Origin of the sequence: Vibrio chemaguriensis, assembly GCF_012275705.1 — a bacterium.
GTDB classification, from domain to species: domain Bacteria; phylum Pseudomonadota; class Gammaproteobacteria; order Enterobacterales; family Vibrionaceae; genus Vibrio; species Vibrio diabolicus.
Genome location: NZ_SHOE01000010.1, coordinates 134460 through 151564, shown reverse-complemented (window position 1 = coordinate 151564; position 17105 = coordinate 134460). Strand labels below are relative to the sequence as shown.

The window sequence follows — 17105 nt, the reverse complement described above, 5'->3', positions numbered from 1 at the left end:
TATTTTAAATTGTATGCCTATGATCCCAACTGAATTGCTTGCTTCTTTATATTGCACAATTGAGCTACGTAACTATTGAATGCGTACCGCAAGAGATAACTTTCTTGCGGCACGTCGTTTTTACGGCCAAGTGCGTACTCGTAGTACACCTTCGGTTAATTCGTTAAAGCCGGAAATGGTTGGAACAAGTTGAGCAATAACGCGGTTCCAACGGCTAACAGGCGCAGCTGTTACGTAGACTATGTCGTATGGGTTGAGATCAAACTCTGTTCCAATCACCAAAGCAGAAGCATCAGAAACATCTAACTGATAGATGTCCGCCATTTTAGCTTCTTCTTTTGAACGTCTGATGACGAAAACGCCAGTGGCATCGGCGGAGATTTCATTAATACCACCAACGCTACTTAGAGCCTCAGTAAGGCTCATACCGCTGCGATCAATTTTGAGTAGCTTCGGATCGTTAACTTCGCCCATAACAAATACTTTTTGTGCATCGTTACGGGGAATATGAACAATATCACCTGGCTTTAGAAGACGGTTTTGAGTTAAGTCGCCTTGTTGCATCAGAGCGTATAAAGAGACATTTTCAACCACACCGTTTCGCGTCAGTGTTGCATTACGCCAATCGGCTTCGGCTGCCAGTCCGCCTGCTCTATTTACGGCATCAAGAAGTGTAAGAGGAATGTTTGTGATTGGTTGTTGCCCAGGCTTGTTCACTTCGCCAGTCACATAAGTCTTTTTAGAACGAAAAGCTGCAACGCTTACATCGACTTGCGGGCTCTCAATGTATTTTGCAAGACGGTTGGCAATGTCTGCACGAATTTGGCGAACGTTTTTACCTTCAACGTGTACAACGCCAATGTAAGGGTAGAAGATCGTGCCATCTGAGTGCACCCAGTTACCTGCTTCGGCTGAGCTACGATATGAGCCAGCTGGGATCGTGAGCTCTGGGTGGTCCCAAATAGTAATATTTAAGATATCGCCAGGTCCTACTTCGTATTCATACTTGGCGATTTCAATATCTAACTCTGGATTTGGCTTTGAAAAAGGATCTATTGAATTTAAAGAGGTCACTCGCTCCAAAGTTAAAGGATAAACCGTAACCTGCGATTCTATATCACTCGATTCAGTGCTCATTACTGTTTTGTCACTGACCGAAAGGTGGCTACCAGGCAGAGTACACCCTGTAAGAAGGATAGGAAGTACTGATATCCCCAAAAATTTATTAAATGTGTTCATTGGTTTATAACTACCGAAAGAAAGTTTGCCGACTGAAATTGGTTCATTCTAATTGAACTGCATTTCATCAATGTTGACGATTTACTGCAGTTTTAAGCCTTTAGAAAGCGAGTCCATTCAGAATTATTTGTGTAATAAACACTCCAAATGGCTGCTAGCGACTTAGAGCTCTTAGTTTCATTAATGAAGGTGTAAAAATCTGACCCACAAAAAATAGTCAACTATTATCCATCTGGTTGCAATAAAGGCAACAAGATACTTAAAAAAATACTGACGAATACATGACAAAATTGTGTCTATTTAACGTTATTGAGATGAATGCATGATTTTGCACAAGTAAACAGGCGGGAATGTGAAAAAACTCATGCCAAAGTTGTATGTATACTATTTACACCATATGCAACTGCCGTTATGCTTCCTGTTGCGGTCGGATATAACAACAAATATTGGAGCTAATTTTGAAAATCAAACTTTTAACGGCAAGTGTGGCAGCAGTCCTACTAGCAGGTTGTGGTAGTGACAGCGACCCTGAGGTAAAAAGATACTCGGTTCAGGCTTATGACCCAGCTGTTATCGGCATGAAGGTTCAAGCTGTATGTGGTGGTGAAACATACGACGCGATTGAAAATACAACAAACTATGAAGGTATGGTTGGTGAAGCGCGTTTTGAAAATATCAATGTCGTAAATGCGCCAGGTGACTGTGCTTTCGTATTGACGCATACTGATGAGAGTAAAGACGCATCAAATGGCAAACCTATTACATCTGACTACAAAATCCCTCAAGGCTTAGCGCAGGCGGATTCATTAGTAACAGGCTCTCCATTTACGACTTTGGTTTCTAACTCTTTGAAAGAAGGTGAGGTTTACTCTTCTGATATCGCCGAAAAAGTATTCGAGAACTTAGGTATTGATATCAATGCAAGTGGTAAAACGGTTGATGAAATCCTTCGTGATACAGAGTCAGTAGTTGAAGATCTTCAAGGTGAAGGCGGTAATAGTGCACTTGCTACGAAGTTAGTTGCTACAGCGAACGTTGTATCGGATATCATTAAAGCAAACCCAACAGCTGCACCTGAAGCTGTAGCAGTTGCTGCAAAATCGATTACCGAAGAAGTGATTGCGAAAAATCCACATTACCCTAAAGCTAGTGCGGGTTCTGATGAAGTGATTTACGTAGAGATTTCTGAAGAAGATACAAAGAACGTTGTTGAGCAGGTTGAAAAAGATATCGCTGAAGGTAAACCTGTAGATCAAATTAAACCAACTGTTCCTACAATTCCTGAAGCTAAACCTGGTAAGCCAATTAAACCAGAACCACAACCAGGCGATGGTACTGGCGCGACAGGTGGTAACTAAGCGAGTTTTTGCTGATAAATTCTAAAGGCCTCTCAGAGGCCTTTTTTGATCCTATCATACTGCGTTCATCACCTTTTAGTGAGCCCTTTACTGTTTAAGTAAGGCAGGATGTGCGGACGTGATTCGCCAGCTAGTTTACTGGTGACTTCTTGTGACCAAGTGCTTTGTTTTTGATTGCTCGAACGGTTTGCATAGTAGTTTTGCATGGTTTGGTCATAAGCCTGAATATCATCCAAATTTAGGTCTTGATATTGATTCTCATGCACCACGACATGAGCAGGTAGACGTGGCTTAACTTCAGGGGCTTGATCTGGATGACCAAGACACATACCAAATAAAATGGCTGTATTTTTAGGTAAGCCTAGTAACTCGTCGACTTTTTGAACATTGTTTCGTAAGCCACCAATATACACGCCTCCTAGTCCCATAGACTCTGCTGCAAGTAAGCAGTTTTGTGCCATGATGCCAGAATCAACAGCACCGATAAGTGTTAACTCGGTGAAATCAGCTTGCACATCAGGATTGATGCTGGCGTGGCGTTGGTAATCAATGCAAAACACCAAAAACTCAGCCGCGCTTTCAACGTACCCTTGATTTCCCGCAAATTGTGCCAATAGCGTGCGTTTTTCTTTGTCGGTCACGCGGATAATTGAGACGACTTGCAACATACTTGATGAAGACGCCGCAAGGCCAGCTTGTAGAATCGTTTCTAATTGTTCGCTTTCAATAGGTTGCGAGGTGAACTTTCGAATTGAGCGGTGATTGAGAATTGTTTGTATCGTACTGTTCATGGTGACTTAACATCCCCTGTTACATGTAAAGGTTGAAGCCTCACCTTAGCGATATTTAATGAGTCGGTAAACTATCTCAAAAGAAAAACAATGCTTAGCGCATAAGTGTGAAGATGAATAGAGAATACATCACTCGTTCTGCTTGAGAGCGTATATACTGTTTTTAGAATCAACAATTTAACTGCAGTGGAAAATATGAAAGAACTCATCGTTCATACAGTCACGGTGTTTATGGGCTTCTTTGCGATCATGAACCCCATCGCCAATATTCCTATCTTTTTGAGTTTAACGGCAGATGAGGATAAAGAAACCGTGCGTTCCATGGCGCTTCGTTCTGTTTTTATTGCATTTGTCATCATTGCGATATTTTCGATCGCCGGTAAATTAATTTTTGATTTGTTTGGTATCACGCTGTACGCCTTGCGAATAACGGGCGGTATCTTGGTGTTTTTGATCGGTTTTAATATGCTTCAAGGTGATTCGACGCATCAGAAAACTAAAGAGAAAGCGTATTCTCCAGCGCAGCAGCAGGCGGCGTTGAGCATCGCCGTTTCTCCACTTGCAATGCCGATATTAGCAGGGCCTGGAACGATTGCTACCGCGATGAACTTTGCTACGGCGGGTGGTTTTGATCAAACCATTATTACCATCGTTTCTTTTGCTGTGTTGTGTGTTATTACCTATATATTGTTTTTATTTGGAGACAAATTGGTCAAAGCAGTTGGACCGAGTGCTCTGAACGTCGTGACGAAAATGATGGGCTTAATCCTAGCGGTTATCGGTACTCAAATGTTTATTGATGGCGCGGGCGAAGCCTATAAAACTGTTTTCTCATAGGCGTCTCCATCTCGTCTAAATCCACACCTACATTTCTAGCTGGTGTGGATTTTTTGAACTTTAGTTTTCACTTTCTAAGAAAGAAATAAATAGACTTCACCTATTTCAATAATAAGAATATTCAATTGTTTTGATTGCACGAATTTCATTACTCTTTTGGCAAGAATAATGGGGGAAATATGGCAACAAAAGCAATTGTAGTGGAAGGTGGCGCGATGCGAGGTGTCTTCGCAAGCGGAGTGCTAGATGCGTTTTTAGAGCAGAGTTATAAACCGTTTGATTTTGCCATTGGTGTATCTGCTGGCGCATCAAACTTGATTGGTTATTTGACCGACTATCCGCATCGCAGCATTAATGTCATTACTAAGCTGGCAACGAGTAAACGCTTTTTTGATCCGACTCGATTCGTTAAAGGTGGGGACCTCATTGATGTGAAGTGGCTGTTTGAAGAGTCTAATCGTTTGTATCCCGTCGATGAAAATAAACTGTTTAATGGCATTCCTTTTCTGGCAGCGACGACGAATGTAGATACAGGACAGGCAGATTATTATCGCGTGACGCGTGATAATTTTCACCATGCGATTGAAGCGACAACAGCGTTACCCATTGCATACAAGCATACCCCTTGCTTTTCTGGAGGCTGCTATACCGATGGCGGGGTTGCAGATTCTATCCCGGTGCGTGAGGCTTATCGTCGCGGAGCTCGCGACATAACCGTTGTGCTTTCTCACCCGCTAAATTATGCCAAGAAGCCAGTAAAAACCACATGGCTGATGAAGAAGTTATTTGCCGAACATCCTAAAATGGCGGACGCGATGTTAAGACGTGCAGATAACTACAATCAATCGTTGGAATTTATTCGTAACCCTCCACCGGGAACGCATGTCAGAGTGATTGCACCACCAGATAATTTTCCTGTTCAGCGCTTATCAATGCGGCAAACCGTTCTATTGGAAGGTTATGAAATGGGGCTGATAGAAGGGCGGGCTCATTTGGCTAATTTGTCAGGTGTTCATGGTTTAGATCGGGAAAACTGCCATTTTTGCGTTTGATAATGAAAGAGCCTCATAGCGAGGCTCTTTTTACTTAACATTCAAAGGGCGATTTAGTTGACTTTATCCCAAGCCATTTCCCAGTGTGAACCTGTTCCTGGTTCGTATTGGTTTGCGCTTTCTTTCCACTGTACACAGTAACCAGAGTATGGGAAGGGTTTACATTGGTAAATGGCACCGTCGCTTGCAAGCACGTTTGTGCCCGCCGTGTAGCTAGATAGCCCTTCAGGAAAGACAAAATCGTACTCGCCAGATGGTGGTGGCGTTACTGACTCTTCTTTTAAGTGAAAGTCGAGCGTTTGCTGATCCACCAAGTTGCCATCTTTGTCTTTAATACGAGTCACGAGCATATGGTGACCAGGCTCTGATTTGCTTAAAGCGAGCGATACAGCCTCCACCGAACCGTCTTTCATTTCATCTGCCCAGCTTGCAAGTGGCTCACGGTGGTGATTGTACACGGTGAGTTCTGCGTTTAAATCGCCTTCAGCAGTTAGTGTCAGCTCCAACGTTGTCGGTGTTGACTCAATAATATATTCGTCTGCTAAGCCATCTACTGTGAGTGAGTACTCTGGAGCGGGAGTTTCTATCTTGTAGCCGATTTCTACACGCTCAAGGCCGCTATTAGCTTGCAGGTACACCGGGTTAGTACCATAAACAGGAGTGAATTTATCCTCGGCATACTGCCCAGCTTGCAGTTTAGTTTGCTCTTGGTTGATCTTCGTTGCTAGAGCGTAAGACCAGTTTTTCGCTTTGCCCATGACTGCATCGGTAATTTCTAGCTCGGTTCGATAAGCTATGTTTTCACCCGCCTGATCAAATACGCGCGTATAAACCGAATCTCCAACATTTAAATCCATCGTCGGAATAATTTGACCGCCTTGCGTCCAATCTGGAATGACTGGACTGTCACCATCAAATTTCACATCGATCACGTTATAAAATGAAGCCGCTGTGTCGCCAACATCCCATACCGCCAGAATGACGTGATACCCCTCGCGCGTAGGCACATTACATTGATGGTTCACCTGTTTTGGAGGTTGAACCATATTGCCATCGACTACACAGAAAGGAGTCAGATCAAACGAGTCGCGTGATAGTGAGGCATTTGGGTTCCAATCAGGTTTGGTGATGTAATACTTCCAGTCACGCGTCACATGGTTGGCTGTAAATGTCCATTCAAAAGTCTGTGTACCTGATTGAATAGGACGTTTCACCCAGCGGTCGACAGTTTGTTCATCAAGAGCGGCAGCTAGAGCGGTTTCGGCACTTGCTATTTTTCCATCGCGAGGCCCTATTTGTGGAAAACCATCAGGACCTTCAACACTTTGTGGCTCGTATTGAATAGCACCGCAGTTATTATTTTTTTCGTTAGTATCAGGTGTTGGATACTTACATAGTGCCGCGCGACTTGCAGCGACACCATCATTGGTTTCTGATACGTAGCCGTGAGCCGCAGCACCTGAGCTAATGCTTGCAAGTGCTAACGTAAGTACGGATTTGGTTGGAAAGGATTTCATCACATGTCCTCTGTTATGGCTGACAAATTAATGTCACACCTCGGCGCATGCTGAGCACGAAGCAACGCTGCATGAATCCATACATTTGGATAATGTAGTGTTGCAACATGGCAACCCCGCTATCATGAGCATTACTTTTGATGATGGAATGCTGGCAGACCGGAAGCTTTGCGTCCCACCCTTTCGAATGGTTTGCCGAAATGTGATTGAGCAGCCAAAATTTAGCTCAAGAATTTACATGTGGAAAAGTAAACGACACTGACATGGAATCATGTTCTCAAATTGAAAGGTAACGGTACGCCAACCTCATTGATATTGTGCTTTTTTGTTTCTAAGGTATTGGTTTTGATGTTGTTTTTGTCTTTTTTATAGTTGGAGTGAATGGGTTGCTAGTTGTTGGGTTGAAGGTGGGAAGGGGCAGTATTAAGGATAGAAGACGCACCGTTTAAAGGGCGGAATATACCGCCCTCTGAATCATTTTATTTAGGCATAATGACGGTATCAATAACATGAATGATGCCGTTTTTAGCTTTCACATCGGTTGCCATTACATTTGCATCGTTGACCATGACTTTATCACCCATGGTTTTAATCATCACGTCTTGCCCCTGAACCGTAGTCGCTTTGTCCAGCTTAACAACATCGGCAGCCATTACTTTCCCTGGGACGACGTGATAAGTCAAAATGGATACTAACTTGTCTTTGTTTTCCGGCATTAAGAGCATATCGATTGTACCGTCAGGCAGTTTTGCAAAAGCGTCATCCGTTGGTGCAAAAACAGTAAATGGGCCTTCTCCTTTGAGTGTATCGACTAGATCAGCCGCTTTCACTGCAGCGACAAGTGTATTGAAAGAGCCGTTTTCAGTGGCAACGTCGACAATATCAGCCTTCATCATGCCATGCTCATGAGCCTTGACGGGAAGCATAAAAGATAAAGTCGCCATCAATGTAGCCGTGATAACCAAGATACGTTTAAACATAATGTGTTCCTTACGAGTTGAGGGTACAACGGTTTCCCTAGAGAATGTCTTTGTTTGTACGCATCTAAATGAAGAGATGATCAACGAGCCCTGCTTTCTTTCGATGGTCTCACGTGTCGCGTTAAAATTCGTTTGCCTTCTTGTTTTACATCGGCCCGTTTGCGCCATGCCCATAGACGCTCCCTTGCGTCTTTAGCTGCGCTATTTAGGTCGACAATAGGCGCTAGGTAACGGCTATCCGGTTTCAAGTGGTACATGACGGTTTCCATCTGTGTCATTTTCCAGGGCTCGAACAATAGTGGGGTGGGGACCATTTGCAATTCAGGCACCCATTTATAGATGAATGCGCCATCAGGGTCATGTTCTTGGGCTTGCTTAACCGGGTTGTAAATCCGGATTGTATTGGTCCCAGTTACCCCGGCTTGCATTTGGAATTGTGGGTAATGAATACCAGGCTCAAAGTCGAGGAATAGTTGCGCTAAATGCGTCACGCCAGTTCGCCAATCCATGTTCATGTGATGAGTGAGAAAACTAACCAGCATGGCACGCATGCGAAAGTTTATATAGCCAGTCTGATGCAAACAGCGCATACAGGCATCGATCAAAGGTATGCCTGTATATCCAGATTTCCATGCTACTAACTTTTCTTCATCGAAAGTGCTACTTTGTTTAATCAACGGTTCGTAAGCCCGGTTAACACAGTAAAACTCCATGTCGTATTCCGACTCGAATTTTTGGATGAAGTGACAGTGCCAATGCAGCCGTGAAGACAACGCAATTAAGCTGCGACGAAACCCAGCTACTTGCCAGTGTTTCAATAGGTATTGATAAACTTCACGCAAGGATATATTACCCCAAGCGAGGTATGGAGAAAGGCGAGTACAGGCTGTACGAGAGGCTGTGGGACTAGAAATGCTTCGATAGTAATCACGACCTCGACGATTGAAAAAGTCCTCCAGTGTTTTCCAAGCGAGTTGGCTTCCTCCCGTTTGCATTCCTTTGCATTTTGTTAACCAAGATGACGGTGGCGAAAACGCGTAGCCGAGAGATTCTGCATCCAATGAATGCAACAAGTTGGTTTGCAGATCAAGAGGGCTTATGGAGGCTCTCATGACCAAATCCCAATGTTTGTCCCAACCCTGCCGGTCTTTTGCTCCTCTAATAACAGCACCGTGCTCGAACTCAAACCACGTGATGTTCTGCTCATGCAGCCAGTCGGCAATTTGCTTATCGCGTTCAAATGTGCAGTTGAGCCCTATTTCCTGATGAGAAAACACAGCGTTGATTTGATATTGCATTTGAATTGATTGAAAACATGCTAAGGCATCGCCAAACAGAACCGTGATGCGGTGTCCATAGGCTTTGAGCATCTCATTCATGTCTTGCAATGATTGCCAAACAAATCGCCAGTGACGCTCAGAATAGTGAGGGTTGTTTAACAGCAACGGTTCAACAATATATAAAAGTACCGTTGGGTGCTTTGACGACAATGCTTGTGTTAAGGGCTGGTGGTCAGTCAGTCTTAAATCTCGTTTTAACCACACGACATTGATTGTTTGCATCGGAATCCTCTTTGTTTCCGATGTTGTACGCAAATGATCCGAAGAGACCTCACCTAATGATCGGTTTTGTTCATTAAAACGTAGAGGTTGCTCACAAGGAGGTGAGATATGTCGATACCACTGAGTAAGTTAGAAAAGTTCTTCTACGTAGATAAATTGATCATTCACTCGCTTGATCTCGCATTGTATCAAGCATCTGTCGTAGTTGATGGGAAAGCGCAATTCATCACTGATGACAACGGTATCTTTTTGAGGGCTCATTCCCTTATCGAGATGCAAAAGAAGTGCAAGAATATCAAAGCAAATAAGCAGGTTTTAGTACATCAAAGTGCTTATGATGAGATGGTGGGGCTACCCGAAGGCAAAAGAGACAATCAACTAGAGGTTTTGGTGAGGGATACAAAATTGTATTGAAAGAGTGTTGGTGCATAGTAAAAGCGAGCCACCTTACGGCAGCTCGCTTAAAATAGAATTAGAGTTGAGCTTAGTCTTGTTTACGCTGAGCTTCTTTTTGTGCGTACTTAGCGGCACGTCGAGCTTCTCTTTGCTTGGCACTTTCGCCACCAACATGCTGCTCGCCTCGTTGTTCTGCAAGAACAATTTGTTTTTCACGTTCGCGGAATCGAGCAATTTGTTCTTCTGAGTGTGTGCCGTGACATTTCGGGCAGCTCACGCCTTGCTCGAACAATTCTGACTGTTTGTCTTCTTCAGTGATCGGTAGACGACAAGCGTTACATAAATCGTAATCTGCTTTTTCTAGCTGGTGATTTACTGCAACACGGCCATCGAAAACGTAGCAGTCACCTTCCCACATGCTCTCTTCTTGAGGAACTTCTTCAAGATATTTAAGAATGCCGCCTTCTAAGTGGTAGACCTCATCAAAGCCCTGTTCTTTCATGTAAGCAGTTGATTTCTCACAGCGGATACCACCGGTACAGAACATCGCCACTTTCTTATGCTTTTCCGGGTCCATGTTTTCTTTTACATAGTCTGGGAATTCACGAAAGGTTTCAGTATTTGGGTTTACAGCGCCTTTGAATGTGCCGATCTCGATTTCGTAATCATTACGTGTATCGACAACAAACACTTCAGGATCAGCAATAAGATCGTTCCACTCTTGAGGTTTCACGTAAGTACCCACTACGTGGCGAGGGTCGATGCCTTCAACACCTAATGTTACGATCTCTTTTTTCAGTTTCACTTTGGTGCGATTGAATGGCTGGGTCTCAGAATACGACTCTTTGTATACGGTGCCTGTCAAACGAGGCTCGTTGTTTAGCCACTCCAGTAGCGTATCAATACCTGCACGATCAGAGGCAACAGTGCCGTTGATGCCCTCACTTGCCAGCAGTAATGTTCCGCGAATATGGTGTTTTTCCATCAACGCAAGTAATGGCTCGCGTAGTTCTTGATGGTTATTCAGCTCAACAAACTTGTACAGCGCACAAACTACATACTGACTCATGAGGTTTCCTTTAAAAATACAGGTGGTCAACGACCTTAAAATTTTAGCGGCACGAAGTATACCTGACTAAATTAGTCGGAAATACGGACAAATTATGCGGATATTATGGCTAGGCAGGATGTAGCGGTGTTTTGATGCGGCAAAGCGTCACGCGGGTAAATCGCTATGTGTTCAAATTATAAGCATAAATTGTAGAGAACAAGGTAAGTTGAACTCGACACTTTTGGTGTAAATTTGTACTGTGATTCCTTCTTCGGCTCTTCATTAAAGTTGTGCGCAAGAGCTACAAAATAATAATCGGATCAGTTGGCAAGGAAAGGACATGCAGCAGTTTTATATCAGGCGGCTGAGGGAAGAAGATGCTCCCTTGCTCAAACAATTACTCGTTGAACTCGATACATCGCACTATGAAGCTGAACCGAACTTCTATCGTCCACCCAAGGAATTGGCGCAACTAAGAGAATCATATAGCACCTTCGAAAAGTATTTTGACGGGAGCGTGAGCGCTTTTATTGCTTGCTCGCAAAGAAAGGTCGTCGGTTTTATCTCTGGCTCGGTTCGTAACGTTCAGTCGCTGATTTCACCAGAAAAACGCGTTGGCTTTATTAATGAGCTTATTGTTTCAGAGAGCCATCGAAACTTGGGAATAGGTTTATCGCTGATGGATAAGATGGAAAGCGATTTGTGTGATCAAGGAATAGAAGAAATCGGCTTAACCGTGGCGTCATTTAACCATGAAGGCGAAGATTTCTATCATAAAATGGGCTACCGGGTGATGACGAAGCGTATGACCAAGCGCGTAAAAGATTCGTGAAAACAAGATGGTAGGAATAAAACGCCTCTTACCTCTAGAAGAGGCGTTTTATAGTATTTATTTCAAATTAGCGGCGGTTTGATTCCCCATCGCAATTAACTTATCTAAAACGCGCTCACCGTCGGCACGCAAACCGTTGTGCTCGTACTCGTTGGTGATCCACGCTTTTGAATTTGGTATTAACGCGAGCGTCTCTCGGCTGATATCCATTTCAACAAACATATCATCGGCGTAAACGGCGCAACTGACAGGCACTTTGTTTTGAGCCAATTGTGTTTGATCGTACAGCGCAGCCCAATCTTCTTTCGCGGCTAATATTTCTGCGGCGTCTTTTAGTGGCTTGAGGTTGACGTATTGGTCGAACATCCATGGGAAGACCATTTCCCCCGTAAAGTAAAATGGCTTGCCAGGTTCATAATTAAACTCTGAACGGCTTTGGCGAACACGGTGCGCACTCCAATTCGACGCAAAGCCTTGGCAATAAATCGATTCATGCAAAATGGCGTAAATCGGGTTGGTTTGGAAGTTTTGCTGCGCCAACATATCGTTCAAGAACTCATAACGAAGTTGTTGTTTGCCGTTCACTTCAATCAATGCACTTTCTAGCCAATAGTAAGTTGGCAAGAAAGTATCACTCACACCAAAGTTGATACCGATTTGCTGAAATTGCTCCACCGTGAAGCGTTGACCATTTGGTAGGTACTCTTCATTTTCCAGCAAGTGATTCGCAATGTTTTGGCAAAGTTGTTGCGCTTTTGGGAATTGCTGGAAGAACGCTTGGTTTTTCTCCATGGTACGTTTGAAGGTAGCGTCATACACATCGTCGGCATGACGCGAGACTGATGGCACGCCACCTGTGATGTAGCTTTGTAGCAAGCTGTCTGGGAACAAAGACAAATAGGTGAGGGAGCAAAATCCACCAAAGCTTTGACCTAAGATCGCCCATTTTTCGACGCCAAATTGCTCACGAATGTATTCCGCGTCGCGCACGATGTTATCCGCTCGGAAGTGGCTTAAGTACTCGGCCTGTTGTTGCGGCGTGAAATGAGCCAGAGTCTGATGATTAACCATCGAACTATTGCCCGTACCGCGCTGGTCGAGAAGCAAAACTCGGTACTCTTGCAGCGCGCGTTTTACCCAGCCGTTATTGCCGTTTTGACGCGGAGAGGGAAAGCCTGGCCCGCCCTGAAAGTAAACCAACCAAGGTTTGGTCGATTCTTCATCGCCAACTAGGCAAACCGCACGAGCGAAGACTTCAATGGTGCCTTTACTCACGTTTTGGTAATCCAGAGGAACGGTAAAACTGTGGGGAGTGTAATGCAATCCTGCGTCGATAAATGATTGAGCGTTCATTGTTATCTTTATTTCCTTATTGAGGGGTAGCGCTACTTTACTGCGAATGGCGCGAAGAACCAATGCTATTTCCCAATTGCCTCTTCAGTTCTATACCTTGGTCAAATCAATGTAAGTTCAAGAAAATGAAACGATTAGCGACTGGTGCAACTGGTTGAGTGAGCTATGCTCAATAGAGTTGCGACAAAGTAAGAGCATGGAGGAAGTCGGATGAAAGTGTCACTGGCTCGATGGATTATTGTGACTTGTTTAATAAGCGTACCTACTTTTGCCGTTGTTACGCCCAACCCACCTCAGTTACAGGCAAAAGGCTACGTATTAATGGACTTTCAATCCGGTGCCATTATTGCTGAGCATAACGGGCGAGCAGGCCTTGCTCCGGCGAGTTTAACCAAGTTGATGACCGCTTACGTCGTTGGACAAGAAATCAAAGCGGGGCGTTTGAAATGGGATGATGTTGTCACCGTGAGCGAAAACGCGTGGTCGGCCAAGTTTCCCGGATCTTCTAAAATGTTCATCAAACCGAAAGATGAAATTAGTGTTGCGAACTTAATGCGCGGCGTGATCATCCAATCGGGTAATGACGCGTGCGTTGCACTGGCTGAGCACGTTGCTGGCAGTGAACGCGGCTTTGTCGCCTTGATGAATGGTTGGGCTGAGAAGTTAGGGCTGCAAGACACTTATTTTGTAAACTCCCATGGTCTCGATAGTGAAGGCATCCAAACCTCACCCACCGATATGGCAAAACTCATGCAGTCGATCATCAACGACGTTCCCGCTGTGTATGCGCTATATAGTGAGAAAGTCTTCAAGTGGAACGACATTACGCAGTACAACCGCAATAAATTACTGTGGGACAATTCCATTGATGTCGACGGGGGCAAAACCGGTTACACCAGCAATGCGGGATACAGTTTGGTGAGCTCCGCCAAAGAAGGGAAAATGCGGTTGATTTCGGTAGTGATGGGCACGCCAAGTAAACAGGCTCGAACGAGCCAATCCAAGAATTTACTCAGTTATGGTTTTCGTTTTTATGACACCAAACAAGTTGCCAAACAAGGGCAGGTTGAGTCTAAAGTTCGCGTTTGGAAGGGAAATGCCAATCAAGTTGAGGCTATCTTCGCTAATGATGCCTATCTCACTCTGCCTCGTTCTATGACGGCTGGGCTTGATAAGAGTGTGGTGTTAAATGAACCGTTGATTGCGCCGATCGCACAAGGGGATGAAATTGGTAAGGTCGTTTGGAAAAGCGATGACAGTACCGTGGCGAGTTATCCCTTGGTCAGCAGCAAAGCGGTAGAAGAGGGCTCGTGGTTCGGTCAGCTTTGGGACAGTTTGGTGCTGTGGGTGAAATCATTCTTTAACTAGAATAAAAACGAGCAGAAGTGTCTTTCTGCATTCTTTGGTTGATGACCCGCCCAGCTAAACGCTGGGCGGTGTCTTATTTAACGGTTTATTCAGACAAGGTGATGATTGGTAAGTCATCCCAAATCTTGCTCTCATCCGATGCGCCACCGGAGAAGTTCCAAGGGCCTTTGTTTTGTTCTAGTGGACGGTAAGTGGCAGACAATCCATCCAAGTCCCAAGTTGTCACATAGAATCGAATGCCATCCAGTGAATCAGGTCGACCCAGCGCGTCACTCGCAAAGTCCATCGAAATAGTGTTATTGGCTTTGTCTACTGTCACTGTTGGTGCTGGCGTGACCGCTTCTCCCCATGTCGTCGCATTTGCTCCTTTGGTGTTGTAAATCGAGCTTTGCCAGCCAAAAACAACCGCATTACGACTCCAGGTTCCGCTTGGCATAGAAGCGTTGATCTTCGGTAGCTCAGACAAGTTGGTTGCGGCTTCTTCCGGTAAATCAATAAAGATAGTGAAACCCACGTGGTCGAAGCCGTTTGGTGGCAACCAAGTGTCGGTGATTTTGTCCATGGTGAAGGTCAAGCGTACGTTACTGCCAACGGTAAACACTTCTGCTTTATTGATTGCGAGTTGGCTGCTGTCTTTGTCGAACGTTGGATCAGTTGGTAGCGAGTAATTACCGTTAGGACCGCCTGTGCCGTCTTGCGCATCACCTGTATCATCAATGGTGTCATCCGGCGTGTTTGACCAGCTTAGGTTCGAGACAAAATTCACGTCCTCGATGCCTGCTTTTTTCTCGGTGGAATAAATCGCGAAGCGGTGCTGTTGTTCGCCAATAGCAAAGTGACGAGTCGACAGCGTGACGCTAAACTGACCATCAGCGCCTACATTAATGGCTTGCGCTGTTTCCAAGTTACCATCGACGACGAGGTTCAACTTCTCGTTGGCGTTTGCACTACCCGCGATAACAATATCACCAGTGATGGTTTGTCCTTCCCAATCTTGCGCCAATTGGATGTTGAGGTCTGGGGTATCTACAGATTGATTGCTGCTTGTTTTTGAGTAAATCACTGCAGACTTGGCTGGTAGCTCAAGGGTTACGTGACCGTTTTCATCGGCGATTAACTGTTCTGGAGCGTCTGCCCAGTTCGACATGATTTGTTGTTGGAAGACGGTGCCGCCAACTTGTTCTACATCGAGTTGGTTCATCAACATCGGCGAGTTGGATGTATTCATCACAACCAAGACTTCGTCGTTATCCAACGTTCGAGTAAAGGCGAACACGCCCGCGCTCGCTTTATCGCTGCCAATCACTTTTATTTCGCCACGTGTCATGACTTTGTTTTCAGTGCGTAGCTTGGCAAGTTCTTGAATAAACAAGTACATCTCACTGTTTTGGTCGAACGAGTCTACGTAGTCGCCGTCTTCACGGTAGCCGCCAGCAAACATCGCATCACGCGCCGCTGACATTGCTTGCTCTGTACCTTGGTAAATCACAGGAATACCCGGTACGCTCATCATGGTGATCAGTGCTTGTTTCATGTCATTCACGCTACCTTGCGACAGAAAGCGTGGCATGTCGTGATTATCAATGAAGTTCGGCATGATGTATGGATTTGGGAACATCTCCATCATTTTCTCAAGACGGAAACGTAAATAGTCGGTCGGTTGTCCTGATGCAAATACGCGCGTCATGGTCGCTTGCAATGGGAAGTTCAGTACCGAGGTTAGCTGTTTCGGCGAGCCACTTTCACCGATGTAAGTCAGCATCTTCTCTTCGCCTTCGGTGTGGTAAGGCGTAGATGTTTCGAATACTTCACCAAAAGTGAGGAAGTTGTCACGACCGGTATCAACCGCTTGCGTCATCACACCATCGTCGGCGTGTAGGAAATCGTTCCAGAAATCGTGTTCAACAAACTTCACCGTATCGATACGGAATCCGTCGACACCGACTTCGCGAATCCATTTTCGGTAGCTCTCTTTTAGATAAGCGCGTACTTCAGGATCGGACGTATTAAGGTCATCCAAATCAGAGAGTTGCCAGGTTTTTTCTTGTACCGGATCGTTGTGGTCGGTGATGGTTGGCGTCCAGTGGTAACTACCTGTGCCGTTTGTTTTACACTCGTTCATGTTGAGTGGGTACGGCAGTTCTTGCCCGGTGGGTAGTGCATTTTTAATCAAACGGAAGCCTTGGCAAGATAGGCTTGGATCATAACTGTAAGGATCATTGTAGGTAAAGAAGTTGCCTACATGGTTGGTCACGATGTCCTGAATTAAGAACATGTTACGCGCATGCACTTCGCGTGCTAAGGCTTGGTAGCTTTCCATGTCACCAAAGTGTTCATCCACTTTTTGGAAATCGCGCGCCCAGTACCCGTGGTAGCCGCCGTAGTTTTGCTCTGCATCCCACCATTGGTTAGCAACTGGCGGAGTAATCCAGATCGATGTGGCACCGAGATCTTCGATGTAGCTTAACTTATCACTCACGCCAACGAGGTCGCCGCCGCTGAATTTTTTATCCGAAGTCGGATCGAATTCGTTTTGCCCTTGATCATTGAGAGCGCTGTCGCCGTCGTTAAAACGGTCGATCATCAGGAAGTAAATGATTTGATCTTGCCAATCAGGAGATGCCACGTGGCTGCCTGTATCGACTGGTGTGGTTTCGTCGCTTCCACAGCCAGAAAGGGCAAGAGCGATCGCGAAAGGAAGTATTTTTATTTTATTCATTGGGTTAGGTAGAGTTTCAAACACAGTTTTTGCCTCCGTTATGCAGCAAT

Annotated in this window: 14 protein-coding genes and 1 riboswitch; of the genes, 6 read left to right on the top strand and 8 right to left on the bottom strand. The window is 45.0% G+C overall.

Features of this window, described 5'->3' with window-relative positions; all coding sequences use genetic code 11:
- Positions 1-120 precede the first annotated feature (120 nt).
- The gene (locus EX191_RS11745; RefSeq protein ID WP_006740798.1) at positions 121-1239 is read right to left on the bottom strand and encodes a polysaccharide export protein; all 1119 of its coding nucleotides are present in this window, start codon (positions 1237-1239) and stop codon (positions 121-123) included.
- A 458-nt stretch (positions 1240-1697) separates the two neighbouring features.
- On the opposite strand from EX191_RS11745, the gene EX191_RS11740 reads away from it, so the two are divergent.
- Positions 1698-2597, top strand: a complete 900-nt coding sequence (locus EX191_RS11740; RefSeq protein WP_193447802.1) for a hypothetical protein — start codon at positions 1698-1700, stop codon at positions 2595-2597.
- Positions 2598-2665: 68 nt separating this feature from the next.
- On the opposite strand, the gene nfsA is transcribed toward EX191_RS11740, so the two are convergent.
- Positions 2666-3388 carry an oxygen-insensitive NADPH nitroreductase gene (gene nfsA, locus EX191_RS11735; RefSeq protein ID WP_176319818.1) on the bottom strand — a complete coding sequence of 241 codons (723 nt, stop codon included), beginning with the start codon at positions 3386-3388 and terminating at the stop codon, positions 2666-2668.
- Positions 3389-3583: 195 nt separating this feature from the next.
- Between nfsA and EX191_RS11730 the strand changes: the two genes are divergently transcribed.
- Together EX191_RS11730 and EX191_RS11725 are read left to right on the top strand one after the other, a co-directional pair.
- Complete coding sequence (locus EX191_RS11730; RefSeq protein WP_005397799.1) at positions 3584-4225, top strand: MarC family protein; 642 nt, start codon at positions 3584-3586, stop codon at positions 4223-4225.
- A gap of 179 nt (positions 4226-4404) precedes the next feature.
- Positions 4405-5277: a patatin-like phospholipase family protein gene (locus EX191_RS11725; RefSeq protein WP_005397800.1), complete on the top strand. Its 873-nt coding sequence runs from the start codon at positions 4405-4407 to the stop codon at positions 5275-5277.
- A gap of 53 nt (positions 5278-5330) precedes the next feature.
- Here EX191_RS11725 and gbpA read toward each other — a convergent pair whose 3' ends face one another.
- The 3 genes from gbpA to EX191_RS11710 all read right to left on the bottom strand — a co-directional run bounded on the left by gbpA (position 5331) and on the right by EX191_RS11710 (position 9336).
- Entirely contained in the window at positions 5331-6794 is a 1464-nt protein-coding gene (gbpA, locus tag EX191_RS11720; RefSeq protein WP_193447801.1) for an N-acetylglucosamine-binding protein GbpA, read from the bottom strand.
- 106 nt (positions 6795-6900) lie between these two features.
- A riboswitch (cyclic di-GMP riboswitch) is annotated at positions 6901-7001 on the bottom strand.
- A 272-nt stretch (positions 7002-7273) separates the two neighbouring features.
- Positions 7274-7774, bottom strand: a complete 501-nt coding sequence (locus tag EX191_RS11715) for a fasciclin domain-containing protein (protein WP_145533874.1) — start codon at positions 7772-7774, stop codon at positions 7274-7276.
- 80 nt (positions 7775-7854) lie between these two features.
- A complete protein-coding gene (locus EX191_RS11710; RefSeq protein ID WP_193447800.1) occupies positions 7855-9336 on the bottom strand; it encodes a cryptochrome/deoxyribodipyrimidine photo-lyase family protein in 1482 nt (493 codons plus the stop codon).
- Between the two features lie 108 nt (positions 9337-9444).
- Here EX191_RS11710 and EX191_RS11705 point away from each other — a divergent pair, with 108 nt between their 5' ends.
- The gene (locus EX191_RS11705; RefSeq protein ID WP_006740792.1) at positions 9445-9750 is read left to right on the top strand and encodes a DUF6482 family protein; all 306 of its coding nucleotides are present in this window, start codon (positions 9445-9447) and stop codon (positions 9748-9750) included.
- A gap of 70 nt (positions 9751-9820) precedes the next feature.
- Here the strand turns inward: EX191_RS11705 and trhO are convergent, their stop codons facing one another.
- Positions 9821-10801, bottom strand: coding sequence for an oxygen-dependent tRNA uridine(34) hydroxylase TrhO (gene trhO, locus EX191_RS11700; protein WP_193447799.1), 981 nt, complete (start codon positions 10799-10801; stop codon positions 9821-9823).
- A 322-nt stretch (positions 10802-11123) separates the two neighbouring features.
- Between trhO and EX191_RS11695 the strand changes: the two genes are divergently transcribed.
- Positions 11124-11615, top strand: coding sequence for a GNAT family N-acetyltransferase (locus EX191_RS11695; protein ID WP_193447798.1), 492 nt, complete (start codon positions 11124-11126; stop codon positions 11613-11615).
- 57 nt (positions 11616-11672) lie between these two features.
- Here the strand turns inward: EX191_RS11695 and EX191_RS11690 are convergent, their stop codons facing one another.
- The gene (locus EX191_RS11690; RefSeq protein ID WP_193447797.1) at positions 11673-12968 is read right to left on the bottom strand and encodes an alpha/beta fold hydrolase; all 1296 of its coding nucleotides are present in this window, start codon (positions 12966-12968) and stop codon (positions 11673-11675) included.
- Positions 12969-13178: 210 nt separating this feature from the next.
- Between EX191_RS11690 and EX191_RS11685 the strand changes: the two genes are divergently transcribed.
- Positions 13179-14336, top strand: coding sequence for a D-alanyl-D-alanine carboxypeptidase family protein (locus EX191_RS11685; protein WP_193447796.1), 1158 nt, complete (start codon positions 13179-13181; stop codon positions 14334-14336).
- 85 nt (positions 14337-14421) lie between these two features.
- Here EX191_RS11685 and EX191_RS11680 read toward each other — a convergent pair whose 3' ends face one another.
- Positions 14422-17079, bottom strand: a complete 2658-nt coding sequence (locus EX191_RS11680) for an alpha-amylase family glycosyl hydrolase (protein WP_193447795.1) — start codon at positions 17077-17079, stop codon at positions 14422-14424.
- Positions 17080-17105: the final 26 nt, after the last annotated feature.